This window comes from Novosphingobium sp. BL-S-32 (assembly GCF_056857055.1).
This window is the reverse complement of sequence record NZ_CM166477.1, coordinates 894,464-920,135: the sequence shown is the minus strand read 5'-3', so window position 1 is coordinate 920,135 and position 25,672 is coordinate 894,464. Positions and strand designations below refer to the sequence as shown.

The window sequence follows — 25,672 nt, the reverse complement described above, 5'->3', positions numbered from 1 at the left end:
CGGTTCACGGATCAGGGAATGAGCAGCAGCTTGCCCGTCGTGCGGCGACCCTCCATGTCCGTGTGAGCCCACGCCGCATCGCGCAGCGGATAGGTCGCGCCGATGTGGATCTTCAACTTGCCTTGCGCGATCCAGTCGAACAGCTGCGCCGACTTCTCGCGCAGTAGCGCCGGGGTTGCGATGTGGTCGGAGAAGACCGCATAACCCAGCTTGATGCTCCTCGGCAGGCTCATCACGTCGATGGGCCCCGGCCCGCCCAGCACCGGGCCGTACCAGCAGAACGTCCCCGAACGGCGCAGCACTGCCAGCGACCCGGCAAAAGTGGCGGGGCCCGACCCGTCGAATACCACGTTCACGCCCTCCCCGCCGGTCAGCGCCAGTACCTCTTCGGCGAAATTCCCGTCCGCATCGACGACGACATGATCGGCCCCGGCCGCGCGCGCGGCGGCGACCTTGTCCGCGCGGGAGACGCGGCCGATAACCGTGCCGCCGCGCAGCTTGACGATCTGCGTCAGCAAGAGCCCCAACCCGCCCGCCGCGGCATGGACCAGCGCCACATCGCCGGGCTGCACCGGATAGAAGTCCGTCGCGAAGTGGCTTGCGGTAAGGCCCTGCATCATCACGGCAGCAGCGGTTCGGCCGTCTATCACATCCGGCACGCGGACCAGCGCATCGACCGGCGCGACCACGCGCTGCGCATAGCTGCCGGGAAGGTAGACCCACGCCACCCGGTCACCCACCGCGAAATCACCGACGCCCTCGCCCAGCGCGATCACCCGGCCCGCGCCCTCGACGCCGAGCACCTTGGGATCGGGCGTCTCGTTCCAGGCCATGCCCTGCCGCACGCCGATGTCCATGAAGTTGACACCTGCGGCCGCCACTTCGACCAGCACTTCGCCGGGGCCGGGCACCGGCTCCTGCCATTCCACGAATTCCAGCCGGTCGGCGCCGCCGATGCCGTTCATCACTACTGCCTGCATCTTGATTCCTTTCTTGAACGATCGTTCCATAATAAATCAAAGAAAGGGGCGGCCGGATCAGCGCAGCGCGCGCATGACCATGCCGCCGAGCGCATCCAGTTGCGCACCCTCCGCGCCGCCCCGCGCGGCAAGGCGGATACCGGCAAAGCTGGCGATAAGGTAAGTCGCCGCCGCATCGGGATCGAGCGTTGCGGCCAGATCGCCCTCAGCCTGCGCGGCCTCGATCCGCTCGATCAACCCGGCGCGCAAGGCACGGTCGGCAGCGGCATTGATCGTGTTGAGTTCGCGATGCGAGCAGCCGAATTCCGCAATCGAGCCCACACCCAGACAAGGCACCGCCGCCTCGCGCACCACGCGCGCTACCATCGCCTCGATCCCGTCGACCGCGCGAGGCCCAGTGCGCAGGGCGGCGCGGTGGGCCTGCCCCTCCGCCAGGACGTAACGGCGCAGGACCTGCTGGTAGAGCTGCCACTTGTCCCCGAACGTATCGTAAAGGCTCTGCCGCCCGATCCCCATCGCCGCGACCAGCATCTGCGCCGAAGTGCCTTCGAAGCCATGCTCCTGAAATACAGCGATGGCCGCATCGAGGGCGGCGTCGACATCGAAAGTGCGGGGTCTTGCCATGCGCCGCATATAAGGTTATTGGAACGACCATTCAATAACGAACTGACGAGAGATTCGCCGCATGTGATCCGCCCCTGACCGCAACGCCCCAACCGCCTTGCCTTCAGGGAATCCCCATGCCTGCGCCTTCCAGAATCGTATCTTCGCTTTCGCTTGCCGACGTCTCGTGGTCCACGCCCGACGGTCAGCCCGTGCTCACGCACCTTTCCATCGACTTCAGCCGCGAGCGCGCGGGGATCGTTGGCCGCAACGGCGTGGGCAAGAGCACGCTGCTGCGCCTGCTGACCGGCACGCTCGAACCCGAGCGCGGGCAGGTGATCCGTTCCGGAACCATCGGCACGATGCGGCAGATCGTCCAGGTCTCGCCCGAAGAGACCATTGCCGATCTCATGGACATCGCCCCGGCCCTTGCCGTGCTGCGGCGCGCGGAGGCGGGCACCGCCACGCTCGACGAACTGGCCGAGGCCGACTGGACGCTGGAGGCGCGCCTTGCCGAAGCGCTGGCGCAAGTGGGTCTCGACATGGCGCCCGAAACCCGGCTTGCCGCGCTTTCCGGCGGGCAGCGTACGCGCGTGGCGCTGGCGGGCGCGGTCTTCGCGCGGCCTGATTTCCTGCTGCTGGACGAACCGACCAACGACCTCGACCGCGAGGGGCGCCGCGCGGTGCGCGAATTGCTGGAAGGCTGGCGCGCGGGCGCCGTGGTGGTCAGCCATGACCGCGAACTGCTGGAAGCGATGGATGCCATTGTCGAGATAACCACGCTGGGCGCCGCGCGCTACGGCGGCAACTGGAGCGCCTATCGCGAGCGCAAGGCCGTGGAACTCGCCGCCGCCGAACAGGATCTTGCCGCGGCCGAACGGCGCATTTCCGAGGTCAAGCGCAAGGCGCAAGTCGCTGTCGAGCGCAAGCAGCGGCGCGATGCGGCGGGCAGCCGCAAGGCCGCGCGGGGAGACATGCCCCGCATCCTTGCCGGCGCCCGGCGCGACCGGGCGGAGAAGAGCGGCGGCGACAATGCCCGCCTGGCCGACCGCATCGAACAGGCGGCCTCGCAAGGGCTGGAGGACGCGAAAGGGCGCGTCGAGCGGCTGGAGACGCTTTCCGTCACACTGGCGCCGACCGGGCTTGCCGCCGGGCAGCGCGTGCTGGATGTGCGCGGCGCGACATTTGGCCATGAACCAGGCGTGCCACTGCTCAAGGGCGTGAACCTTGCCCTCACCGGGCCCGAGCGGGCTGCCGTCACCGGGCCGAACGGGGCGGGCAAGTCCACCCTGCTCGCGCTCGTTGCCGGGCGCAGTGCGCCGTGGTCGGGCAGCGCCGGGACTCTGGTGCCGTTCGCCTTCCTCGACCAGCGGCTCTCGCTGCTCGATCCCGCTGCATCGATCGTCGAGAACTTCGCGCGGCTCAATCCGGGCATGGACGACAACGGCCGCCGCGCCGCGCTGGCACGCTTTCAGTTCCGCGCCTCGGCGGCGGACCGCGTGGTCGGCACGCTCTCCGGCGGCCAGACCCTGCGCGCGGCGCTGGCCTGCGTGCTCGGCGGGGTTCAACCGCCGCCGCTGCTGATGCTGGACGAGCCGACCAACCACCTCGATCTCGATTCCATTGCAGCCGTGGAGGCGGGCCTGCGGGCTTACGACGGCGCGCTGCTGGTGGTGAGCCATGACGAGGCGTTCCTCGATGCCATCGGCGTTTCGCGGCGGTTCGGGTTGGGGTGAGCTGAGATCCCCCCGCCGGGGAAGGTGACAAGCCCCCGTTTTCCTCCCCCGCAAGGGGAGGTGGCAGCCGGTTAGGGCTGACGGAGGGGTGTCCAGCTTTCGGCGTGGCTCTCTACTGAGGGCGCGACACCCCTCCACCACCCTTCGGGCGGTCCCCTTCCCCTTGCAGGGGAGGAGCTTGGTTGCGCGCGCCCTCAGAACTTCATCGAAAACGGATCGCGCCGGTCGCCCGAAAAGTCGATGAACACATTCTTCGTCTGGGTGAACTCCAGAATCCCCGCCTCCCCGCGCACGCGCCCGAAGCCGGAATCCTTCATCCCCCCGAACGGTGCCTGGGGAGCGGCCACACGGTAGGTATTGACCCAAACCACGCCCGACTGGATCGCCCGCGTCATCCGCATGCAGCGGCTGATGTTCTCGGACCAGACGCCGCTCGCCAGCCCATAAGGCGTGTCGTTGGCAATCTGGACCGCCTCGTCCTCATCCTCGAAGGGAATGATCGACAGCACCGGGCCGAAGATCTCCTCGGCGGCGACTTTCATGTCGTTGCGCACGTCCGCAAAAACGGTCGGCTCGATGAAGAAGCCCTTCTCCAGCCCCGGACCCTCGGCCCGGCCACCGCCCGCAACAAGGCGCGCGCCGTCGCCCTTGGCGGCTTCGATGAAGGAGAGGATCTTCTCGAACTGCGGCTGGTTGGCGGCCGTGCCCATCTCGGTCTCGGGCAGGCGCGGGTCGCCCATGCGGATCTGCGCCGCGCGTTTGGCAAGGCCGTCCACCATGCGCTCATAGATGCCGCGCTGGACCAACAGGCGCGATCCGGCGATGCAGGTCTGCCCGGTGGCGCCGAAAATGCCCGCCAGCGCGCCGATCAGCGCGCAGTCGAAGTAGGCATCGTCGAACACGATGTTGGGTGACTTGCCGCCCAGTTCCATCGTTACCGGCTTCAGGTTCGCGCCCGCCGCCTGCGCAATCAGGCGGCCGACGCCGGGGCTCCCGGTGAAGCTGATCTTGTCGACCCGCTTGCTCTCGCTCAGCACGCGCCCCACGTCCCCTGCGCCGGTCACGACTTGCACGACACCGGCCGGGAAGCCCGCCTTCTCGCACATTCTGGCCACTTCCAGCGTGGTGGTGGAGGCATGTTCGCTGGGCTTGAGGATCACGCAGTTGCCCGCCGCCAGCGCCGCGGGCAACGTGTTGGTCAGGATCGCGACGGGCGAGTTCCACGCGGTGATCGCGGCCACCACGCCGAACGGCACGCGGATCGCGAAATCGAGCGTGTCCTTCTGGTCCAGCGGCACGACATCGCCATGCATCTTGTCCGCCCAGCCCGCGTAATAACGGAAGATGCGCGCGGCATAGCCCATCTGGTTGTGCGTCTCGCGGATCACCTTGCCGTTGTCAGTGGTCTCCAGCAGCGCCATGCGGTCTGCATCGGCATCAAGCAAGTCGGCCACCTTGTTGAGCAGTTTCGCCCGCTCGCCGGGCGTGGTCTTGCTCCACACGGTATCGAAGGCGCGGCGCGCGGCGGAGATCGCATCCTCGACATCGCCGGACGTGGCGACGGCGATATGGGCATGGACCGACTGGTCGTAGGGATTGATCGCCGGAAGCGCGCCGCCGTCGGAAGCCGGGCGCCACTTGCCGTCTATAAAGAGGCCGTAAGTCTCGGTCATGATGCGCTCCCGGCCAGAACCGACGTACGTACGGTGGCGACCATGTTCTTTGCCTCACCCTGCTGCGTCCAGACTTCGGCGCCGCTTTCCGTCGTCTGTCCGCAGACGTGGAGCGGCACGCCGTCGAATGCGGGCTGCTGGCCCCGGAAATCGAAGCCCGTGACCGGCGCGTCGAGGCTGCGCGCGGCGAGCGCCACCAGCAGCGTCGCCTGTAGCGGCCCGTGGACGACAAGGCCGGGATAGGCCTCTTCCTCCATCGCATACGTGCGGTCGTAGTGGATGCGGTGGCCGTTCATGGTGAGCGCGGAGTAACGGAACAGCAGCACGGAATCCGGGTTCACCTCCTCGCGCCAGGCCACATCCGGCGCAGGCGCGGCGACCGGCGCGGGCAGCATGGCAGAGGCCGGTTCGCGGTAAACGAGATCCTGCTCCTCGCTGACGGCAATGCCCTCACCCGCATCGAGATCGTGGCGGACCGTGACGAAGACCAGCTTGCCGGTGCTGCCGGTCTTCTCCTTGATCGCCGTGATCGTCGAGGTCTTGGTGACGGTCTGCCCCAGCAGCAGCGGCTTCACGAACGAGACACGCCCGCCCGCCCACATGCGGCGCGGCAGCTGCACCGGCGGCAGGAAACCGCCCTTGGCTGGATGCCCGTCCGCACCAAGGCCTTGCGGCGGCTTCACGTCCCAGAAATAGAGCCAGTGGTGCAGTAGCGGCAGCGGGTCGCCCGCCTTGCCGGCCCCGTCTCCACCCAGCGCCACGTCGAGGGCATTGCTGCGCGCGGGTTCCAGCACGTCGGTCACCGAAACGCTGCGGCCGATCCAGTCTTCGAATTCGCTCAAGTTCAGTTCCTTTGATGGAGCAGAGGCAGGCCCGCGCGCGGCCAGTCGACGGCGACCAGCAGTCCGTGGCCGGATATGGTGATCCACGCCGTCTTCATGTCCGGCCCGCCGAAACAGATGTTGGTGCAAAAGGGCTCGGGCCCCTGCCAGTATTCGAGCTTCTCACCCTCGGGAGAGAACACGGTGATCCCGCCCGTCACCAGCGTGGCGACGCAGATATTGCCGTTCGCCTCCAGCGCCATGGAATCGAAGCGCTGGTAGCCGGTCGCCTGCCCCAGCATCGTACCGCCATTGGGCGAAGGCCACGCCTTCTTGCCAAGCTCACCGCCTGCCAGGATCGGCCATTGCCACAGCCGCCCGGTCTCGGTCTCCGAGACATAGAACGTCTTCTCGTCGGGCGAGAGGCCGCAGCCGTTGGGCGTCATCAGCGGGAACGCCGCCTGCCGGATCCACGAACCGTCCGCCGCCGCATGATAGAGCACACCGCAGTCCATCACGCGGTTGTAGGTCTTGCCGTGATCGGTGAACCACATGTCGCCCTGCGCATCGAAGATGATGTCGTTGGGGCCGTTGATCGGCACGCCGTCGCAATGGGTGTAGAGCGCTGTCACCTCCCCGGTTTCGAGGTCCACGCGCTGGATGCCGCCGCCGGTATAGTCGGCCGCGCGGCCGTGCGGGCGGTTGTAGCCCTTCACGCCCTGATTATCCTCGGTAATCCAGTGGAAGCCGCCGTTATTGGCGATATAGCAGGCCCCGTCCGGCCCGATCGCGGCACCGTTGGGCCCGCCGCCCAGATGCGCGATGACCTCCTTGCTCCCGTCCGGCTGCACGCGGATCAGCCGCGTCCCCTTGATTTCCACCACCAGTACCGAGCCGTCGGCCATGGCGATGGGGCCTTCGGGAAAGATCAGCCCATCGGTGACAACGCGGTATTCCAGCTTGCGCAATTCCATCGCTCAAGCCCCCTTTGCGGTGCGCGGATCGACCACTTCGATGATCCCGGGGAAATAGCTTTGGCCGATCCCGGCATCGATGGCGGCCTGATAATACTCGGCGGCAAGACGCGGCAAGCGCGGCTCCACGCCCATCTGCTCGGCGAGTTCGATCGTGTAGCCCAGGTCCTTGACCGCATAGGGCATCGGAAAGGCCTTCTCCGGGAACTGGCGCGGGACCATCGCCTTCAGCCCATGGTTGCGCAGCGCGAAGCTGTCCCCGGACCCCAGCGAAACCGCCTCCACCAGCTTGGCGGGAGCGACGCCCGCACGCTCCGCCACGACGAACATCTCGGCCAGCGCGGCCACTTGCTCGAACAGCAGGGTGTTATTGATGAGCTTCACCACTTGCCCGCAGCCCACATCGCCGCAGAGCGTCACGTCCGATCCCATGTAGCGCAGCAGCGGCTCGATCCGCGCGAACAGCGCCTCATCCGCGCCAACCATGATCGAGAGCGTGCCGTCGATGGCCGCCTGCCGCGTGCGCGCCACCGGCGCATCGGCGAAAGCGATGCTCTTGGCCGCCAGCAAGCCCGCCACCGCGCGCGCCTCGGCCACGCTGGTGGTGGAGAGATCGACGACGATGGTGCCGGGCGCGGCATGGGCAGCGATCTCCTCGCACACCGCATGAACCTGCTTGCCGCCGGGCAGCGAGAGGAAGATGACGCGCGCCGCCCGCGCTACATCGGCAATCGAGGCGGCCGCCATCGCTCCGTTCGCGACTTGCGCGGCCAGCGCCTCCGGACTCACGTCGAAGGCGTGGAGCGGCCCGGCATGCTTGCGCGCCGCATTCGCGCACATGCCGCTGCCCATCACGCCCAGCCCGATGAAACCCAGTACGGGTATCGTTTCAGTCATCTTCCCAAGGTCCTTGCTTCTTGCGTTTCAGGTACCTGCGATCAGGTCTTCAATAGATCACTTCAGCCTCTTCCAATGCATTGCGCTCCGCCCGGCCCATGCCAAGCAGTTCGCCGTAGACATAATCCTCGTGCTCGCCGAGCGCGGGGGTGCCCCGAACTATGCCGATATCTTCGCCCTTGGACAGCCGCATCGGCACGCCCACCGCAGCACGGCGCTTGCCGTCCGGCTCGGTGACTTCGACCACCGCCCCGCGCGCGCGAAGGTGGGGGTCTGCGGCAATCTCGGGCGTGGTCCACGAGGCATGGGCAGCAACGCCCGCCGCCTGCAACCACCGCGCCGCATCCTCGGCCGGGAGCGTCGCGGTCCAGGCCGAAACCAGTCCATCCAGTTCGCGGCGATGGGCATGACGACCCGCCTCGCTGGCAAAGCGCACATCCGGCGCGATTCCGGTCACAGCGCAAAGTGCCTGCCACTGCGCGTCATCTTCCACGGCAATCGAGATCCAACGATCCTCGCCCAATGCAGGATAGACGCCGTGCGGCGCCATGCGCGGATGGTCGTTGCCGGCACGCCGGGGCTCTCCTCCCGCGGCGGCCAGCAACAGCGCCTCGCCCACCAGCGAGGCGGCAACCTCGCGCGCGGCCACATCGACATGGCCGCCCTCGCCCGTCACCCGGCGGCGATGGAGCGCGGCCATAACGGCAACAGCAGCGTTCATGCCGACGGTGTGGTCCATCACATGGCGCATCTCGACCGGCGGCCCGTCCTCGTAACCGGTCAGTTCGCCCAGCCCGCCCCATGCACCGAACAGGGGCGCATAACCGGCGAAGTGGCTGTCCGGTCCGGTCTGGCCGGAGGAGGACACCGACAGCATCACCAGATCGCGGCGCACCGCCTGCAAGGCCGCGAAACTCAGCCCCAGCCGGTCCATCACGCCGGGCCGGAAGCTTTCCGCCGCAACGTCCGAGACGGCGACGAGCCGCTTGGCCAAAGCCGCGCCCTCGGCCTTCTTCAGATTGATGCGCACCGAAAGCTTGTTGGAAGCGACCTGATCGAACGTCGCCGGGCCCATGCGGCCATAGACCGGGTGCGGTTTGCGGAAGGCATCGAGCCGCATCGCGCTTTCCACTTTCACCACTTCGGCGCCGAGCTGCGAGAGCAATTGCGTGCAGAACGGCCCCGCGTTGTGCACGGTGAAATCGGCGATGCGGATACCCTTCAAGGGGAGCGTCATGACAGCACCTCGGCCGGGATGTGGTTCATTTCGCCAAGTTCCGGCGGACCGCCACGCAGCGAAAGCGGCGTGCCATCGACGTGGACGGGAGAGACCAGCATGTTCACCAGCCCGGTTCCCGAAACGGGCACCGGCTGGAACAGGCGGCGATGATGTTCCTGACTGCCCCGCAGGATTTCGGCGGGCGTCTTGTAGCGGGCGATGGGGACCGAGAGCTTCTGCCCCTCCGCCACGATATCGTCGACCTTGCGCACGATGGCCCATTCGCGGATGTGGCGGTTGATCTCGGGTCCCCGGCGGCTGCGATCAAGGCTATCCACCAGCGCCGGATCGAGCGCCCATTGCGGGCTGCCAAGCAGCTTGACTAGACCATCCCACTGCCGCTGCTCCAGCGTCAGCAATTCCACGAAACCGTCCGCGCAGGGGACCACGCCGCCGTAACGGAACGAGCGTTCGACGCGGTGCTCGATGGACCCGTCTCCCAGCCGCTGGATCGCGAAAGCGCCCACGGCCAAGGAGGCATCCTGACTGGCAATGTCCACGAACTGGCCGCCCAGATCGTCCCGCACCCAGAGCGCCGACAAGGCGCCAAGGGCAGCGGCGATGCCGCCCTGCATCTCAGCAAAGTGCCCGGCGATCTTCACCGGCGCGCGGTCCGGGAAAAGCTCCACCGAGAGGCCGTTGGGCAGCAAGTTGCCCTCGCCCGAGGCGTGCTGGAGATTGAGCTCGCTCGCCTTCCAGTGCGCCTTGGGACCATGGGCGCCGAACGGCAGGACCGAGACGTGGACGAGTCGGGGATGGCGTGCGGAAAGCGCCGGGTCGTCCAGTCCCAGGTCCTGCCTCCCCGCGAGCGGGGAATCGTCGATGAAAATATCGCTCTCGCTGAGCAGGGCGCCCAACGCGGCCTGCCCCTCGTCCGCCGTGAGATCGCAGACCATGCTGCGGGCGCCTGCGGCGAGATAGGCGAACAGGGCCGAAGTGGGCTTCGCTCCCTCCCCTGACGGAACGAATGGAGGTTCATCGCGCAGGACCGAACCGCAAGGCGGTTCGACGAAGATCACTTCGGCCCCCTGCACGCCCAGCAGGCGCGCCGCATAGGCCGCCGCCACGCCCGAAGCGTGGACGACGACCCTGAGCCCATCGAGAGGCGCAGTCATCTTGTCCTCCCCGTCCCGGGGAGGTGGCAGCATGAAATGCTGACGGAGGGGAGTCGCGTCCTCAAGCAAGATCGCGTCAGGACGCAAGCCCCCTCCACCACCCACTGCGCGGGCGGTCCCCCTCCCCGTTTTGGGGAAGACATCAGCGTACCACCGGCAGTTCGAGGTCGAGGCCCGAACCGTCCACGAACACCTTGATCTGCGGATCGAGCGAAGGCAGCACCACCGTCGCCAGACCCGGTGTGGTCAGTTCGCCGCGCTGGTTCTCGCCCTTGATCTCGATATCGACGAGAGCGTGGCCGTCCTTGATATACTTGCGCGTCACGGTGCCGCGCGCCCAGGTGCAATCGCCCATGGTGTTGAAGCGGCTCATGCGGGTCTTGATGCGCTTCAGGAAGCCGGCGTCGCCCATCCAGTTGGTGATGAGGCTGGCCATCCATGCCGAACGCTGCGGGCCGTAATCGTAGACGCCCGGAACGCCCACTTCCTTGGCCGTGGATTCGCGGTGGTGGCCGATGCCGGTGTACTCGATGCCGCCGCCCGCTTCGGGGTTGCGGAAGAAGTGGCCCGGGTGCTTCACCGCGTTCTTGAAGATCACGCCGTGGGTATGACCGCGACCGCAGCCGACCAGGAAGCCCATGGTGTCCATCAGGCTGAGCGGGCCGCGCACGATTTCGGGAAGCTGTTCGCCCTCCTGCACTTCTTCCCAATAGCGCACGTTGCCGCCGCGAATGTTCTTCTCTTCGTCAAGAATAGCCTGATCGATGTGCTCGAATTCTTCGGGCGTATATTCGTGGGTCTTGATGTCGGCATACTTGCCGGCCTCGCGCGCGGCCTTGCGCTCGTGGCGGGTGCAGGTGCCGAGCGCGCGGGCGACAAGCTCGCCGCGCTGGTTGTAGTAGCTGGCCTCGACATACTGGAGGACGAGGGTGCCGGAGAACTGGCTTTCCTTCACCTCGACGCCGACGACGCGCTCGATGGCGGTCAGGCGGTCACCCGGGCGGATGTGGCGGAACATTTCCCAGTCGTTCCCGGCGTAGAAGCCGTGGACGCCCGGCAGACCCCAGCGCGTGCGACCGACCCAGCCGAACGCCATCGGAAAGTTCGGATGCGCCAGCATCGAGCCATGACGAGTCAGGCGGCCGACTTCGAGATCGCGATAGAGCGGATTGAGATCGCCGATGCCGTTGCAGAAGTTGCGGATCGTGTCCTCGGTCGCGTCCTGAAGGTAAGGGCCTTCAGGGCGGAGCTGCATGCCGATCATGTTCTCGGCCGCCTTGATCGCCTCGGGGGTGATCTTCCCTTCGGCGGGCGCGGCGCCGACTTCCTTCTCGCTGGTAACGGTAGCCATGATTTCGAGATCCCTTTTCCCATCGGGCAAGGGGCTTCCCCTCACCGCATCTGCATCAATGATGGATAATGCATTATTTTCGGGTGGGGTCGAGGTCCAGCGGCGGCGAAGGACGGATCGCGATTGATCGCGGAGGCGGTAACTGCCCGCTGACGGCAGGCGCGCGTAAAGGCTGCGCAAAGGGCGCGCAGGTATGTCCCATGTCACGTTAGGTGTCGTTCAGGTCACGCCCCGAAAACGGGCGTTTTCAGGTCATTCCGACCAGTCGAACGCGCCGCTTTCGACGATCCGGGCAAAGCGGCCAAGGCAGGCGAGAGCATGCATATGCTCGTCCGCGGAGACGCCGGCGCAGCAATCCTCAAGGATGACCACTTCGTAGTCGCGGTCATGCGCCTCGCGCGCGCCGGAATGCACAACGCCATTCGTGGAAACGCCGGACATCACGATCCGCTCGACCTTGTGCGCGCGCAGAATCGCTTCAAGCGCGGTGGCGTAGAACGGGCTGACGCGGTGCTTGACGATGTCGAAATCGCCCGGCTGCGGCGCGATCGCCGGATGGACTTCGGTGCCCGGCGTGCCGAGCTGAAAAATCCCGTTCTTGCGCGCGCCGGAGAAGATCGGCGAGCTTTCGGGCGCCTCGCGGTAATCGGGCGAAAACCCGACGCGCACGTAGCCCACCAACGCGCCTGCCGCGCGGGCCGCGGCGATGGCGGCGCGGGTATGCTCCAGCACACCGCGCCGGCGCACTTCGGCGGCATAGGTCTGCATGCTGAAGCCATCTTCGGCGACAAGGTCGTTCATCATGTCCATAACAAGGAACAGAGTCGTCTTCATCGCGAGGCCAGCCTTCCCTTTAAGCACCTGTTTTCATGATTCTTTTCCGCCGAAGCCAAACATGGCGACAACAAATGGCGTGAAAGTCAGGTAGATCGCCCCCCCACGTCGGGTCAATCTCGGATATGCCATCCAGCGCTCAGGCGCGCAGGATGACGGCCGCCGGATCGTGGAAGAAGCTGCCGATGCCGATCAACGCCGATTGCGCGCCGGGGACCTGCCGATTGCCCAGATTTCCGCGCAGTTGCCGCGCGGCCTCGGCATAGAGATTGGCCCCTCCCGCGCGGCCGTGCGCAAGCCCGCCGCCATCGGTCAGAACGGGCACGCGGCCGTCGAGCATCAGGATATTGCGGGTGCTGTCCCACGATGTGCTGAAATAGTCGGTCGCCTCGCCGATGCCGCAGTAACCGGCAGCTTCGGTGATGGCGATGGCGTCCATCGTATATCCGTCATAGGGATAGAACAGGTCGATATCCGGCAGCCGCAGTTCGCTGCGGTCCCACAGACCGGACATCGAAACCTGGAACGAATTGTCCCGCCAGCCCGCGAAATTCTCGTAATATTCGCCGATGCGCGTGCCGCCCAGGGCCACGGCATGCACGAAAACCGGCTTCACATTAAGATCGCGCGCACGCTCGGCCGTGGTGATGACAAGCGCCTCGGCGCAGTCGCACGGCACGTCCATGTCGGCCACCTGCATCGGGTCCCAGATCATGCGCGAGGCGTGATAATCCTCCAGCGAGAGCGCCGACTGAAACACCGCCTCGGGATTGAGCGCACCATAGCTGCGGGTGTTCACCGCGAGCATGGCGAAAGCGTCCTTGTTGACGCCGAAATCGTGGCAATAGCGCCGCATGATCGCGGCATAGGGTTCGCCCGAGTGGATCCAGCGCTTGGCGAAATCCCCCAGCCCCACATCGCCGCCGATGCCCGCAAACTGCGCCGCACGGGCGCGGAACGGGTCGCGGGCGGCCGCGCGCGACATGCCGGGCGAGCGCACATTGGCCTGCACCAGCAGCGCCATGTCGCACAGGCCGGAGAACACCGCCTCCACCGTGTAGACCAGTGCCGAGCCGAGCCAGCCATTCTTGCCCCATGTGCAGCGCTCTATCCCCAACGCGCCCTGAAGGCTCAGGAATCCGGCATTTCCCATCGCCAGCGAGGTCATGCCGGAACCGCAAATGCCGTCGATCTCCTGCCGGTCTATGCCCGCGTCGGCGATGGCCTTGACCGCCGCTTCAAGCCCCAGCGAAAGCTCCGAACGCTGCAAGTCGCGCCCGTAAGGGCTGGAGCCGATGCCGACTATCGCGACCCGATCGCGAAGAGGATTGCGTGCCATGGTATCCCCTCAGCCGGCCGGTTCGAAAGCGGGCCAGTTTCGACCGGCTTCCTCGATCCACTTCAGGCGCAGCGGCATGTCGTGGCGCAGCGCGTCCGGCGGGCATCCCACCACACGCGACAGATAGCGGAGCCCCGGCTGCTCGGCCAGTTCCACCGCCACCGTCAGGATCGGCTCGTAGAGCGGTGTGTCGGGATCACGCGATTGGTAGATCAGCGTCCACATATAGAGGCTGCCCCGGCCGCTGACTTCGGTCGGCACCACGTTCCACGAAAGGCAGGCCGGGCACAGCGGGCGGTGCGGATAGATCCAGTGGCCGCAGTCCGAGCACCGGTTGATGAGCAGCCGTCCGCACATCAGCCCCCGGTAATGGGCGATATTGTCCCGATCGATGTGGACGTCGGGATAACGGGCAAAGACCTCTGCATCGTCCGGTTCGCTCATTCTGCGCCCTCCCGGCGGAATAGCGGCACGCTGGCATTGGCGGCCGGCTGCCAGACCACCTCGACGCGGTCTCCGATCGCCACGTGCGCCGGATCGGCATCGACCAGCACCGACACCAGGCGAACGCCCGGCGCCGCATCGAATTCCACCAGCGCGGGAATGCGCCATGCAGGCGGCGCGTCGGGCTCGGCGCCGCGAACGGGCAGGATCGTGAACGAATAGAGCCTTGCCTGCCCAGCCGCGACCCACTCGACCGGCTGGGTGTGACACTCGGGACAGAACGGCCCCGCCGGCCAGCGGAACGTGCCGCAGGCAAGACATCGCGGCATATGCGTCTCGCCGCGCGCACCGGCCTGCCAGAACGGCTCGCTCCATGCGTCCATGGGCACTTCGAAAGTGGAGAAATCCGGGGTGATGCTGCGGGTCATAGGGCGTTCGTCAGAATAGCGGCGGTCATCGGAGTGGGCGCGGGACCGCCGGTTACCAGCGCCGTTCGGGCTTCGGAGACCTGATTGACGGCAACCCCGCGCAATTGCTCCACGGCCTCGCGAATGTGAGTCATCCCCACGACATAGGCCTCGGACAAATGCCCGCCATGCGGATTGACCGGGATCCTGCCGCCAAGCCGGATGGCCCCGCTCTCCACGAACGGGCCGCCTTCGCCGCGCGCGCAAAAGCCGAAGTCTTCCAGTTGCATGACGACCAGGGGCGAGAAGTGATCGTAAAGGCAGGCCACATCGATATCGTCCGCGCCCATGCCGGTACGTTCGTAAAGCCGCCGCGAGACATCCATGCCGCCAGCCGAGACGAACGCTTCGGCGGTCTGGCCAAGCCAGAAGAACGCGCGGCCCCAGTCACGGCTGCCGTGCTGCGCGGCGCCGGCAATGTAGACGGGCTTGTGCGGCAGGTCCCGCGCGCGTTCGGCGCTTGTCACCACGAAGGCCAGCGCGCCGTCGGTTTCGAGGCAGAAATCGAACTTGCACATCGGATCGGCCAGCATCGGCGCGGCCATGTATTCATCGAGCGTGACAGGTTTGCGACGAAACGCGGTCTCGCGCGTGGCGGCGGCGGCACGCGATGCCATGACCACTTCGGCAAAAGCCTCGCGCCGGGTGCCGAATTCGTGGCAATGGCGCCGTGCCTGAAGCGCCAGCGCCTGCCCCGGCCCCTGAAGCCCGGCAAGCCGATGGAACACGTTGTCCGGGCTGGCCGCGAAGTTGCCCAGTGCCTGCCCGACGCGGCGCCCGATCTGTTGGGTCGCGCCGATGCACACCACCGTCCGGGCGCGGCCGGTCTCGACCGCCATCTCGGCCAGATCGAGCATGCCCGCCATACCGCCGCCGAACGCCGAGACGCAGTGCGCGAACGTGACGTTCCTGAGCCCGAGCTGCTCGATAATCATGCCGGTGTCGAAGCCGAAGGCGAAGAAGGCTAGGCCGTCCACGTCATCGATCCCGAGCCCGGCATCGGCCAGCGCGGCGAGGACGGCCTTGTCGATCAGTTCGATCAGCGTCTGCGGCGCGCTTTCGCCGTGAAAGTAATAGGGCGTCGCTCCGCTGCCGACGATTGCCGCCGTGGGGCCCGCTGTGGGTTTGCGCGCCATCACCCGGCCTCCGCGGCGAGTTTGGCGGGCAATCCGCCCGGCACATCGCCCTCATCGCCAATGCGCAAGGCCGGGCCCTTGTTCGGCAGCAGGAGGAACAGCAGGCTGCCCGCGAAGACCGCCACCGCCATCAGCCCCAGAAACGGAGCGAAGGTATTGCTCAGCCGCAGCGAAATGCTGAGCGCCAGCGCGCCTAGCGCCGAGGCGGCGAAAACGCCGACATAGACGCAGCTGAGCGTCGAGCTGAAGATGCGCAGGCCGAAATGGCGCGCCACCAGAAACGACTGCAAATCTCCCTCCGCGCCGACGGCGATGCCGATCATGGCCATGGACATCCCGATCACTACGGTCTGGTCAAGCGGGCTGGCCAGCAGTGCGTAACCGATCGACGGCACGATCATCGAGACGGCCGCCACGTAAGGCGCCGGAAACCGGTCCAGCGCCAGCCCGCAGGCGATCCGTCCGACCACGGTCCCCAGCCCGTAGACCGAGATCATCGCCGCGACCGACCCGCTGCCGAGGTGATTGTCATGCAACATCATCCCCATCTGCGAGGAATGAAGCGGGGTCTGCAATGTGCAGAGGAACATGGCGGCGAAGATCACCCAGAACGTGCTGCTCGACAGGATCAACCGATAGTCGCCACGCGGCGCCGGCGTCTGGACATGCACGGAAGTCGGGGTCATTCCCGCCCCCTGCTCCGCCGGGATCAGTGCGATGGCGAGAAGGCTGCACGCGAATACGCCGGCCGCTAGCAGACGATACCCCACACGCCAGCCCCACGCGTCGATTGCCGTCGTCAGCACAGGCGCGGCGATGGCGCCCAGGATAGCCGGGGCAATCGTCACGATCGTCAGGGCAAGCCCCCGCGCCCGCGTGAAATTGGCCGCGATCAGCCGCGTGTAGACCACCGGACTGGTGAAGCTGCCCAGCATCAGGATCGAGCAGGAAATCGCGAAATAGACCAGAAACACCCCGTTCATCAGGCTGTAGGCGACAAGGCAGGCCGGAATGCCGAACGCGCCCACCAATGCCACGCGCCGAACGCCGAAACGGTCCGCGAAGCGCCCCACGAACGGCAGGGCGATCAGCGTCGTCAGCATCGACAGGCCGATCAGCGCAAATTGCGAGCGCGACCAGGCGAATTCCTTGACGAGATAGGGCCCGAAAATCGTGGTCGTATAGCTCATCAGCATCAACCCGGCCCCGGTGCCGAGGCTTGCCGCGAACAGCGTGCGGGCATTGGTCCTGAGTTCACCGAGGTAGGTCATCGCGTGCATCCTTCGGCCGATATCCCCTGTCGGCCGCCGCAGCCGACAAGATGACAAGAACTCAACGACTTCCGATCGCAAAGCGAGCGGTAATGCCCACTTCGCGCTCTGCGGTCATGCTGATGTTCCGATAGGCGCTTGCCGGCGCCACTCCGCCCACCACCGAAGCGCCGCTGACGGGCGCCGTCGCCGTGCGGGACAGGACGCGGTCGGTATCAAGCATGTTCTTGGCATAGATCCCGATGTCCCAGCTATCGTCCTCCGCACGGATGCCGGCGAAGAGATTGATGAGCCCATAGGCGGAGATGTCGTCGATCGGGTTGGTGGGATCGTTCTTCGACTTGCCGTAGAAGGTGACCAGACCGCGCAGATACCCGTCGATGGAGCTGCTCAGCCCGGTTTCGTAACTCGACTGAAGCGTGGCGACGAACGGCGAGTTCGTGCCCGAGCGCAACTTGTCGACCTGGCAGACGGCCACTTGCTGGCCGCCCGTGGCAGCCAGAATATCGGCCGCCGTGGGAATACCGGCGTAGGGATTGCACGGGATCGTGGCGTTGGTGATCCGGCCGTTGGCATAGCTCAGATTCGCCCCGATATCCCAGCCCCGCATCGGCGTTCCGCCCACTTCCAGTTCAATGCCGTCCACCTTGGCGGGAACGCCTACCGTGAGCGTAGTGATCGACCGCACGCCCGTCGTGCCGCCGACGTCGGAGATGTAGAAGATGTTCGGTGCCGCGTAAGCGAAGTTGTCGAACGTCTGGTGATAGCCGGTCAGGTTCACCCGCAGCTTGCCGTCGAGCCAGAGAGACTTGATGCCCAGTTCGTAGGACTTCGATTTCTCGGGGTCCGGGTAATAGAGGCTGGCAAGCAGGCCATAGGGCTGGGACTGGTTGCGCAGTTGCACCGGGTTGGTGGCCGAACCCGGCCGCCATGAGGTGCCGAAGCTGGCATAGGCCATCAGGTTTCGCGTGAAGTTGTGCTTGAGCGAGGCGGAATAGATGGTCGCGTGGAGCACCCGGTCCTCGTCGGCAGCGGGGATATCGACGCCATTGGTGCTGAGGCCGCCGGTCGAATGATAGCGGATCCGCCGAATGCCGCCGGACAGTTCGGTGGACGCGCCGATATGCGCGGTGAGGTTGCCGAAGAACGACCGCTCGAACGATCCCCCCGTGCGCAGCACCGACGTGTGATTGAGCAGCAGCGGCCTGGCGGTGCTCCCCGCGAACACCGGCGTCTGGATGTCCAGCAGCGTGGGATTGTCGTTCTTGTTCCACAAAGCGCCGACCACGTAATCGAAGATCCCGGCGATGCGGGTGTCGGACGAGAGGCGCAATTCGTGGTTGGTCTGCGTCGCGGTGATATCGGCCACTTGCGCCGCGTCGAGGAACGCTTGCGGCACCGTTGCGGGCAGCGCCGCGCCAAGGTCGTTGGTCTGGCTGGAGTGGATCTCCTGCCGGTTGTGCGAACCGACATAGTTCACCGACTGTCCCCACACTTGCAAGTGCGCGGACCAGTTGTAGACCGTGAAGGCCTGCCGGTAGGTATAAGGCGCGTACATCACCGAAAGACGATCCCCGGGCGCGATGGGGATCGGGGACGGCGCCGCCGTCGGGTCCGCGTAGTCGAGCGATTCCGCCTGCACGAACGTCACGGCCTTGCGCAAGGTCGTTGTGTAGGACCCGTCAAGCGTCAGGGCATCGAACGGCACGGCCCGCAACGACACGCGCCCGCCTTCGGTGCGGCGCGATGGATCGGTGGAATTGTTGATGCTGGAGATGCGGTTGTCATCCCCTTCGTCAAGGATGCCGGCAAGGCGGATACCCAGCCTGTCGTTGATGAGCGGAATATTGAGCGCGGCCTGCCCGTTCACGTCGCCCCAGGTGTTCACCGTGCCCGAGATGCTGCCACCCACCTCGATCAGATCAGGGCGGCGCGTGGTGACGGTGATCGATCCCGAGGGGGACGCCCGCCCGCGCAAGGTCCCCTGCGGCCCGCGCAGGACTTCGATCTGGCCGATGTCGAACATCGACTGGAACAGGATCGGCGCCGAAGTGGGGGCATCGTTGAGATAGAATTCGATGGTACCATTGTTGCCGCTGGCGTTCACGTCGTAGGCAATGCCGCGCAGCGTTGCCCGCGTGGCAATGCCGTTCGGGTCCTGCGCGAGCGTCAGGCCCGGGACGAGGCTCTGGATTTCCTTGAACTCGCGGACATTCAGCTTGCTGATTTCCGCCCCTGTCACGGCCTGAACGGTGAGCGGAACGTCCTGCAACGTCTCCTCGCGGCGGCGGGCCGTGACGATGATCTCGCCCACGCCGATGGCGGACTGCGACGACGAATTCTCTGCCGTTTCCTGCGCGAGAGCGGGATCGACAAGACCCATAAAGCTGACTCCCGCGAGCAGCAGCGTACCAATTCCCCTCATTATGTCCTCCCCAGGCATGTTGTTTTTGTGAATTGGAATGGCGTAAAATCAGGGTGTTATGCCGGTGTTTTCTCCTGCGCCCAGGCTGCCAGAGCGATACGATCGAGCTTTCCGCTGCCCAGTCTCGGCAAGTCGCCCACGAAGACCACATCACGCGGCAGCTTGAAGTGCGCGAGCCGGGGTTTCAGCCATGACAGCAGGTCCTCCCCGCTGAGCGGGCGGTCCGTCCGGCAGACGATGTAGATCCGCACGGCTTCCACCTTGCGCGCGTCCTCGACGCCCACGGCGGCGCAGTGTTCGACGGCCTCGTGCTCGCAAACGGTCCGCTCGACTTCTTCAAGACTGACGTTTTCGCCGCCGACTTTGGCCATCAGCTTGATCCGGCCGCGATAGGTGACGAAGCCCTCTTCATCGACCGAGACGAGGTCCTCGCTGCGCACCCAGCCCTCGGCATCCAGTGCCCGTGCCGTCTCCTCGGGCTTGTTCCAGTAGCCGATCATGGTGTTGCCCCGCACCCATGCCTCGCCGATCTGACCGGGCGCGACGTCGAGCCCGGTTCGCGGGTCGATCACGCGCACCTCGTTGCCTGGCAGCGGCCGACCGCCGCTGGCGTGCTTGTCCCGCGGATCGGCCGGTCCGGTGATGGCGCAGGGACCGTAAGTCTCGGTCAGGCCGAAGGGGGAGAACGCGAATTCGACGTTTGGAAGCACCGTGCGCGCCGCCTCGTTGTGCACGTGGGCCAGCCGCAGGCTGTCCAGCACGATGCCGCGCGCATGCGCCTCCATCACGGCTTCCTTGCCCAGCACGCCGATGAACACGGTGGCGCGCTCCTGCTGGATCAGGCGGATCGCCAGATCGACATCGAAAGCCTCGGTGAACACCAGTGTACCGCCCTGCGGCAGCATGCTCATCAGCCCGTAGATGCTGCCCCCCGCGTGGAACAGCGGCATCATCGAGAAATAGGTGTCGCCCTGCCCCATACCCGTGCGCTGCGCATGCAGGATACCGTTCGCCACGAAGCCGCCCTGCTGGAGCATCACGCCCTTCGGAAAGCCGGTGCTGCCCGAGGTGTACTTGACCATGATGAGGTCTTCGGGCGTGGCCGCGAGCGCCATGCGGTCGGCGATCGCCAGCCATTTCTCGCGCGTTTCGGGGGCCGCATCCTGAAGCGCAGACCAGTCGTAGGCGCCCCGATGCGAAGATCCGGAGCGGCTGTAGACCACCACATTGCGCAGATCGGGCAAATCCCGCGAGCACAAGGCACCCGGCGCCGTCGTCTCACCAAACTCCGGGCAGATCTGCGCCAGCATGTCCGGCATGTCGAGCTTGCGGAAGCGGTCGAGCATGATGAGGTGCCGCGCGCCGGACTGGGCGATGCAGTACTTCACTTCGGGCGGCTTGAGGAACGTGTTGATCGGCACCACCGCCGCGCCGAGCCGGACCGCCGCGAAGCACGAGACGACCCATTCGAGGCGATTGGTCATCCACAGCACCACGCGGTCCCCGCGCGCCACGCCTATGCTGGCGAGGCCTGCCGACATGTGGCGCACGCGGTCGAGCAACTGGGCATACGTCAGTCGCCGGACGACGCCTTCATCGTCGGCGCCGACAATGGCATCGCGCTCCGGATCGAGCGCGGCGGCATCGACCAGCGCCTGCCACAGCGTGCGGGAACGGGCTGCCTCTAGCGCCGCGCGGTCAGCGTCGCTGGCGGGAATCCAGGCGATCGGCCGGGCCTCGGTCATGGTCTCTTCCGGCATCAGGCCACCGCGAATTCGGGATGGTTCAGACGGAACAGGCGCGCAGCGTTGCCGCCGACGATATCCGCCTTCTCCCGTTCGGAAATGTCGATACCGTCAAACAGATGCGCGATGACCTCGCGTGAACGCGGGAACGTGCCTTCGTGATGCGGATAGTCCGCGCCCCAGAGCAGCGCCGATGTCCCCGTGACCGAGCGGGACATGATGCAGGCCCGGTCAGTCTGAAACGAGCAGGCCACCTGCCGCGCGATGATTTCGTGCGGCAGCAGCGATAGCTTCGGGCGTACGAACGTCTCATGCGCCTCATAAACTTCGTCCATCCGTTCGGCGAGCGCGGCCAGCCAGCTGGCGCCGCCCTCGATCACGCAGACCCGGGCGCCCGGAAACCGATCGAGCAGGCCGCCGGCGACCATCGCGCCGATAGTGATCATCCCGTCGGTCGCCTGCACCATGTAGTTCATCACGGCGCCGCCCGCGCCCCGAAAGCTGCGGACATCGTTGCGCCCGGTGCCAGTGTGCAGTGCGAAAACGATGCCCAGCCGCTGGGCCGCGTCGAACACCGGGTCCCACGTATCGCTGGTATAGGCGGGCAGGCCGGAATCGCGCTCGATCAGGCTCGGCAGCATCGCCGATGTGAAGCCGAGCGCCGCCAGCCGCTCCATCTCCGCAACCGTCTGCGCGAAATCGCGCACCGGCAGGATCCCGCATCGCACGAAATAACGGGTGTGGTCCTTCAGCAGGCCGTGCAGCCAATCGTTGTAGACTTGCGCCGTGGCCAGTTCGGCCTCGGCATTCTCGATCATGTAGGCGGTCAGCCCCAGGCTGGGAAACACGATCTCGGCATCGACGCCGTCCAGCGCCATGTCTTTCAGGCGATATTCGATCTCCCGGTTTCCGCGCCGGTCGGGGCGGCCGAACGGCTCGCCATCGGGGCCGATGCGCGGCGGCCCGCGTTCGATGGGCACGCGCTGGAGCACTTTGTCTCCCGCCTTCGACAGGATGAAATCCCCGTCCTTTTCAGCATGCAGGCCGAACTTGCGAAGCGAAGGGGGCAGGCCCTCGCTGAACAGGTCGTTGGGTTCGACGATATGCCCGTCCGCGCTGAAGACGAAAGTCATGGCTGCTCCTCCGGGGGCAGGGGCAGGAGCAGCCGCGCGGCGCCGGATTTGAAGCGAATGCAAGGCGCCCTCCGGCAACGACGATCCGTTGCCGGCAGAACTGATCCCAAGCACCCTTCCCGTACGCGGCGCGGCTCTGCGCTGCCTCTTGTTGTAACGGGCTCAGCCTATGTCAGGAGAAGCGCACGGAACATTCGCTATTGCCATATATCTCCCATCGAATTTTCCGATGGGTTCATTCGTGCTCGAACAGGAAGTGGTCGAACGCCGCGACCAGACGGCTGCGGCGGATCGAGGAAGGCCGCGCCAGACTGAACGCACGGGTATAGGAAAACCCCGCGACATCGAGCTGCACCAACCGCCCGTTGTCGAGATCGAACTGGACCAGCGCGCGTGACAGGCAGCCGATTCCGCCCCCGGCAATGACGGCATGGCGCACGGCCCAGTTGCTGGTGGATTCGAACGCGACCGGCAACTGGCCAATCTCCTCGTGCATGTAGTAGCGCAGGCGCGCGGTTTCCGACGAGTTCGCCTCGCGCAAGCACCAGTGCGCGTCCCTCAGGTCGGCGATCTGCAATGGCCCGCGCCGGGCGAGCGGGTGATCGGCACTGACCACCAGCACCAGCTCGTCCGTCTTCCACCGCGTCAGCTCGATACCCGGCACATTGGGGAAATTCTCGATCAGCGCGGTCTCGATCTCGAACCGGCCGAGGCGTTCGAACAGAGTCAGCGTCGATTCCGATTCCACCCGGATCTGGACTTTGGGATGACGGCGCATGAACTCCACACAAAGGCGCGGCAGTTCGGTTTCCGCGATCGTGGCGGTCGCACCGATCACGAGCTGGCCGCTCAGTTCCCCCTGCCCGTCGCGCTCGATATCTTCCAGTTCGCCCAGTACCGACCGCACCATCGGATGCAGGCGGCGGCCTTCGTCGGTGATCTGAAGCGGGCGCCCCTTGGCATGGGCGAACAACTGGCGGCCCAGCACGATCTGAAGATCGCTGATCGCGGTGCTGGCCGCGCTCTGACTGACATTGAGCTTCGCGGCGGCGGCCGTCACGCTGCCCAACGTGGCCACCGCGTCGAATACCTGAAGCTGGCGAATGGAGATCTTCATGATGGCAAGCGCCTCATCCCGGCCTGTTTTGGCACATCGTAGGAGTCATCGGAAAAACCGAAAAGCCCCCTCAGGACTTTGCGGGTATTTCGCGGTGCTCCCGGTCGTATCATCGCCGCATCAAAACAGAGAGGATGCCATGAACACCGCCACGCTGGAGCGCTCGCAGACCGGTTCGTCGATCAAGGTCATCGATGCCGACACCCATCTCACCGAACCGCACGACATGTGGGTAAAGCGTGCGTCGGCGGCCATGCGCGACAGGGTGCCGCAAGTGAAGATGCTGAACGGCACGCGCAGCTGGGTGATCGACGGGGACAAGTCCATCGGCACCGGCGCGCATCCCAACAGCGCGATCCTCAAGCAGGGCGGCAAGGTCCGCGACCTCGACACGTTCCTGAAATTGCAGTTCGAGGACGTGCACACCGGATCCTCCTCCGTGAAGGAGCGTCTGGCGGTGATGGACGAGGCGGGCATCTACGCGCAGATCGTCTATCCCAATATCCTCGGCTTCGGCGGGCAGGCGGCGGCCAAGGTCGATCCGGAACTGCGGCTCGAATGCGTCAGGATCTACAACGACGCGGTGGCGGAATTGCAGGAGGAAAGCGGGCAGCGCCTGTTCCCGATGGCGCTGTTGCCCTGGTGGGACGTGAAGCAGGCCGTGCGCGAGACCGAGCGCTGCATCGCGATGGGCCTGCGCGGGATCAACATCAATTCGGACCCGCACACCAGCACGGATGCGGACGGCAAGCCGCTCCCCGATCTCGGCCATGAACACTGGTATCCGCTCTGGGAAGTGTGCGAGGACAAGGACCTGCCGATCAACTTCCACATCGGCGCCTCGGAAACTGCGATTGACTGGATGGGGCAGCAGGGCTGGCCCTCGCTGCCGCGCGACTTGCGCTCCGGCATCAGCGGCGCGATGCTGTTCTTCAACAACGGCAAGGTGGTGTCGAACCTGATCTATTCGGGGCTGCTCGACCGGTTCAGGAAGCTGAAGTTCGTCTCGGTGGAGAGCGGGATCGGCTGGGTGCCGTTCCTGATGGAAGCGCTGGACTACCAGTTGCAGGAAATCGCCGAGACCAAGAGCTTCGACAAGAAGCCCTCGGAATACTTCAAGAGCAACTTCTACGCCTGCTTCTGGTTCGAGGAAGGCCGCAGCGCCGCCGAAACCGCGCGTAAGGTGGGCATGGACAACGTCCTGTTCGAAACTGACTTCCCGCACCCCACCAGCCTCTATCCCATCGATCACCTGGAAAACCGGCTGGACGGCTTCACGTTTGAGGAGAAGTCGAAAGTCCTCAGCCTCAACGCATCGAAGCTCTACAAGATCGAAGTCTGACCGGGGAGGTCAGCGCAGGCAGCAAGGGCACGTTCCTCGCTGCCTGCTACTTATATTCCAATAAGATCGGGGCGCCGGGGCCCGGGGAGAGAAAGCCTTGAAAATCTGTCGCTTCACATTGGCCGATAGCCCGGAAATCCAGCGCCTCGGGATTGTCGAAGGCAGCTTCGTTCACGATGTCACGGCCAGCACGGACGCATTGCCTGCCTTGCGATGGCCATTCCCGCCGGGGGACCAATTGATCGGCCAGTTGCCGCATCTGCTTCCGGTCATGGCGGATCTTGCGCAGACCATGCCGCCCATCGCGCTGGATGCGGTGCGCCTGCTCTCGCCGGTGGCCAACCCTTCCAAGGTAGTGTGCGGCGCAGGCAACTGGAAACACCACGGCGCCCCATTCGGCATGATCGGTTTCATGGGCAAGTCGGCAACGGCAATTGTCGGCGCCGGTACCCCCGTGGAAATCCGCTGGCCGGACCGCACCACCCTGCACGAGCCCGAACTCGCCATCGTCATCGGGAGCAAGTGCACGAACGTCTCGCAAGCCGAAGCGCTCGATTATGTTGCCGGCTATGCCTGCGCCTTCGACACCACGCTCAAGCCCGAGCGCGAGGACTGGGCCTTCTGCAAATCGTTCGACACTTACGGCACGCTGGGCCCATGGCTGGTCACGAAGGACGAGATCCCCGATCCCTCGGCGCTGTCCTACAAGTTCTGGGTGGACGACGACTTGCGCGGAGAGCGTAGTTTTGCGGACCTTACCGGAGCACCTGCGGAAATGATCGCATTCGCCTCTACCGCGATGACGCTCTATCCGGGCGACATCGTGCTTTCGGGCGCCGCCGATGTCGGCCCGATCCGGCCGGGAGAAACGATGACCATCGAAATCGGCGGGATCGGCCGGATGTCGGTGCCGATCGTGCTCTCTCCCCATGCGCGCGCCGGGCAATAGGCGCCGCCTCAGGAAGCGGGAAGCATACCCTCGACAAGGAT

General features: G+C 65.8%; 22 protein-coding genes. 3 read left to right on the top strand and 19 right to left on the bottom strand.

What is annotated here, in order from left to right; all coding sequences use genetic code 11:
- Nucleotides 1-11 precede the first annotated feature (11 nt).
- Both AC1VVK_RS20735 and AC1VVK_RS20730 read right to left on the bottom strand, forming a co-directional pair.
- Entirely contained in the window at nt 12-980 is a 969-nt protein-coding gene (locus tag AC1VVK_RS20735) for a quinone oxidoreductase family protein (RefSeq protein ID WP_482906633.1), read from the bottom strand.
- 57 nt (nt 981-1,037) lie between these two features.
- Nucleotides 1,038-1,604: a TetR/AcrR family transcriptional regulator gene (locus AC1VVK_RS20730; protein WP_132385945.1), complete on the bottom strand. Its 567-nt coding sequence runs from the start codon at nt 1,602-1,604 to the stop codon at nt 1,038-1,040.
- A 116-nt stretch (nt 1,605-1,720) separates the two neighbouring features.
- On the opposite strand from AC1VVK_RS20730, the gene AC1VVK_RS20725 reads away from it, so the two are divergent.
- Complete coding sequence (locus AC1VVK_RS20725; RefSeq protein ID WP_482906632.1) at nt 1,721-3,319, top strand: ABC-F family ATP-binding cassette domain-containing protein; 1,599 nt, start codon at nt 1,721-1,723, stop codon at nt 3,317-3,319.
- A gap of 194 nt (nt 3,320-3,513) precedes the next feature.
- Here AC1VVK_RS20725 and AC1VVK_RS20720 read toward each other — a convergent pair whose 3' ends face one another.
- The 17 genes from AC1VVK_RS20720 to AC1VVK_RS20640 form a co-directional block, all read right to left on the bottom strand.
- Entirely contained in the window at nt 3,514-4,992 is a 1,479-nt protein-coding gene (locus AC1VVK_RS20720; RefSeq protein WP_482906631.1) for an aldehyde dehydrogenase, read from the bottom strand.
- On the bottom strand, nt 4,989-5,834 hold the full coding sequence (locus AC1VVK_RS20715; RefSeq protein WP_482906630.1) for an HTD2 family dehydratase: 846 nt from the start codon (nt 5,832-5,834) through the stop codon (nt 4,989-4,991). The genes AC1VVK_RS20720 and AC1VVK_RS20715 overlap by 4 nt, the downstream gene beginning before the upstream one ends.
- A gap of 2 nt (nt 5,835-5,836) precedes the next feature.
- A complete protein-coding gene (locus AC1VVK_RS20710; RefSeq protein WP_482906629.1) occupies nt 5,837-6,787 on the bottom strand; it encodes an SMP-30/gluconolactonase/LRE family protein in 951 nt (316 codons plus the stop codon).
- A 3-nt stretch (nt 6,788-6,790) separates the two neighbouring features.
- Nucleotides 6,791-7,684 (bottom strand): NAD(P)-dependent oxidoreductase, encoded by an 894-nt coding sequence (locus tag AC1VVK_RS20705; RefSeq protein ID WP_482906628.1) that lies wholly within the window; start codon nt 7,682-7,684, stop codon nt 6,791-6,793.
- A 49-nt stretch (nt 7,685-7,733) separates the two neighbouring features.
- Nucleotides 7,734-8,921, bottom strand: coding sequence for a CaiB/BaiF CoA transferase family protein (locus AC1VVK_RS20700; protein WP_482906627.1), 1,188 nt, complete (start codon nt 8,919-8,921; stop codon nt 7,734-7,736).
- Nucleotides 8,918-10,078: a CoA transferase gene (locus AC1VVK_RS20695; protein WP_482906626.1), complete on the bottom strand. Its 1,161-nt coding sequence runs from the start codon at nt 10,076-10,078 to the stop codon at nt 8,918-8,920. Before AC1VVK_RS20695 ends, AC1VVK_RS20700 begins: the two co-directional genes overlap by 4 nt.
- Nucleotides 10,079-10,220: 142 nt before the next feature.
- Nucleotides 10,221-11,429, bottom strand: a complete 1,209-nt coding sequence (locus AC1VVK_RS20690) for an FAS1-like dehydratase domain-containing protein (protein WP_132385939.1) — start codon at nt 11,427-11,429, stop codon at nt 10,221-10,223.
- Nucleotides 11,430-11,681: 252 nt separating this feature from the next.
- On the bottom strand, nt 11,682-12,263 hold the full coding sequence (locus AC1VVK_RS20685) for a cysteine hydrolase family protein (RefSeq protein ID WP_482906625.1): 582 nt from the start codon (nt 12,261-12,263) through the stop codon (nt 11,682-11,684).
- 139 nt (nt 12,264-12,402) lie between these two features.
- Nucleotides 12,403-13,602: a thiolase family protein gene (locus AC1VVK_RS20680; RefSeq protein WP_482906624.1), complete on the bottom strand. Its 1,200-nt coding sequence runs from the start codon at nt 13,600-13,602 to the stop codon at nt 12,403-12,405.
- A gap of 9 nt (nt 13,603-13,611) precedes the next feature.
- Nucleotides 13,612-14,046: a Zn-ribbon domain-containing OB-fold protein gene (locus AC1VVK_RS20675; protein WP_482906623.1), complete on the bottom strand. Its 435-nt coding sequence runs from the start codon at nt 14,044-14,046 to the stop codon at nt 13,612-13,614.
- Nucleotides 14,043-14,474 (bottom strand): Zn-ribbon domain-containing OB-fold protein, encoded by a 432-nt coding sequence (locus AC1VVK_RS20670; RefSeq protein WP_482906622.1) that lies wholly within the window; start codon nt 14,472-14,474, stop codon nt 14,043-14,045. The genes AC1VVK_RS20675 and AC1VVK_RS20670 overlap by 4 nt, the downstream gene beginning before the upstream one ends.
- Nucleotides 14,471-15,649 (bottom strand): thiolase C-terminal domain-containing protein, encoded by a 1,179-nt coding sequence (locus tag AC1VVK_RS20665; protein WP_482906621.1) that lies wholly within the window; start codon nt 15,647-15,649, stop codon nt 14,471-14,473. The genes AC1VVK_RS20670 and AC1VVK_RS20665 overlap by 4 nt, the downstream gene beginning before the upstream one ends.
- A complete protein-coding gene (locus AC1VVK_RS20660) occupies nt 15,649-16,920 on the bottom strand; it encodes an MFS transporter (protein ID WP_482906620.1) in 1,272 nt (423 codons plus the stop codon). The genes AC1VVK_RS20665 and AC1VVK_RS20660 overlap by 1 nt, the downstream gene beginning before the upstream one ends.
- 61 nt (nt 16,921-16,981) lie before the next feature.
- Nucleotides 16,982-19,345, bottom strand: a complete 2,364-nt coding sequence (locus tag AC1VVK_RS20655; RefSeq protein ID WP_482906619.1) for a TonB-dependent receptor — start codon at nt 19,343-19,345, stop codon at nt 16,982-16,984.
- Between the two features lie 56 nt (nt 19,346-19,401).
- Complete coding sequence (locus tag AC1VVK_RS20650) at nt 19,402-21,090, bottom strand: class I adenylate-forming enzyme family protein (RefSeq protein ID WP_482906618.1); 1,689 nt, start codon at nt 21,088-21,090, stop codon at nt 19,402-19,404.
- 14 nt (nt 21,091-21,104) lie between these two features.
- Nucleotides 21,105-22,223: an amidohydrolase family protein gene (locus tag AC1VVK_RS20645; RefSeq protein ID WP_482906617.1), complete on the bottom strand. Its 1,119-nt coding sequence runs from the start codon at nt 22,221-22,223 to the stop codon at nt 21,105-21,107.
- 235 nt (nt 22,224-22,458) lie between these two features.
- Nucleotides 22,459-23,340 carry a LysR family transcriptional regulator gene (locus tag AC1VVK_RS20640; RefSeq protein ID WP_482906616.1) on the bottom strand — a complete coding sequence of 294 codons (882 nt, stop codon included), beginning with the start codon at nt 23,338-23,340 and terminating at the stop codon, nt 22,459-22,461.
- A gap of 139 nt (nt 23,341-23,479) precedes the next feature.
- On the opposite strand from AC1VVK_RS20640, the gene AC1VVK_RS20635 reads away from it, so the two are divergent.
- Nucleotides 23,480-24,682 carry an amidohydrolase family protein gene (locus AC1VVK_RS20635; RefSeq protein ID WP_482906615.1) on the top strand — a complete coding sequence of 401 codons (1,203 nt, stop codon included), beginning with the start codon at nt 23,480-23,482 and terminating at the stop codon, nt 24,680-24,682.
- A 97-nt stretch (nt 24,683-24,779) separates the two neighbouring features.
- Nucleotides 24,780-25,631, top strand: coding sequence for a fumarylacetoacetate hydrolase family protein (locus AC1VVK_RS20630; RefSeq protein ID WP_482906614.1), 852 nt, complete (start codon nt 24,780-24,782; stop codon nt 25,629-25,631).
- Nucleotides 25,632-25,672 lie beyond the last annotated feature (41 nt).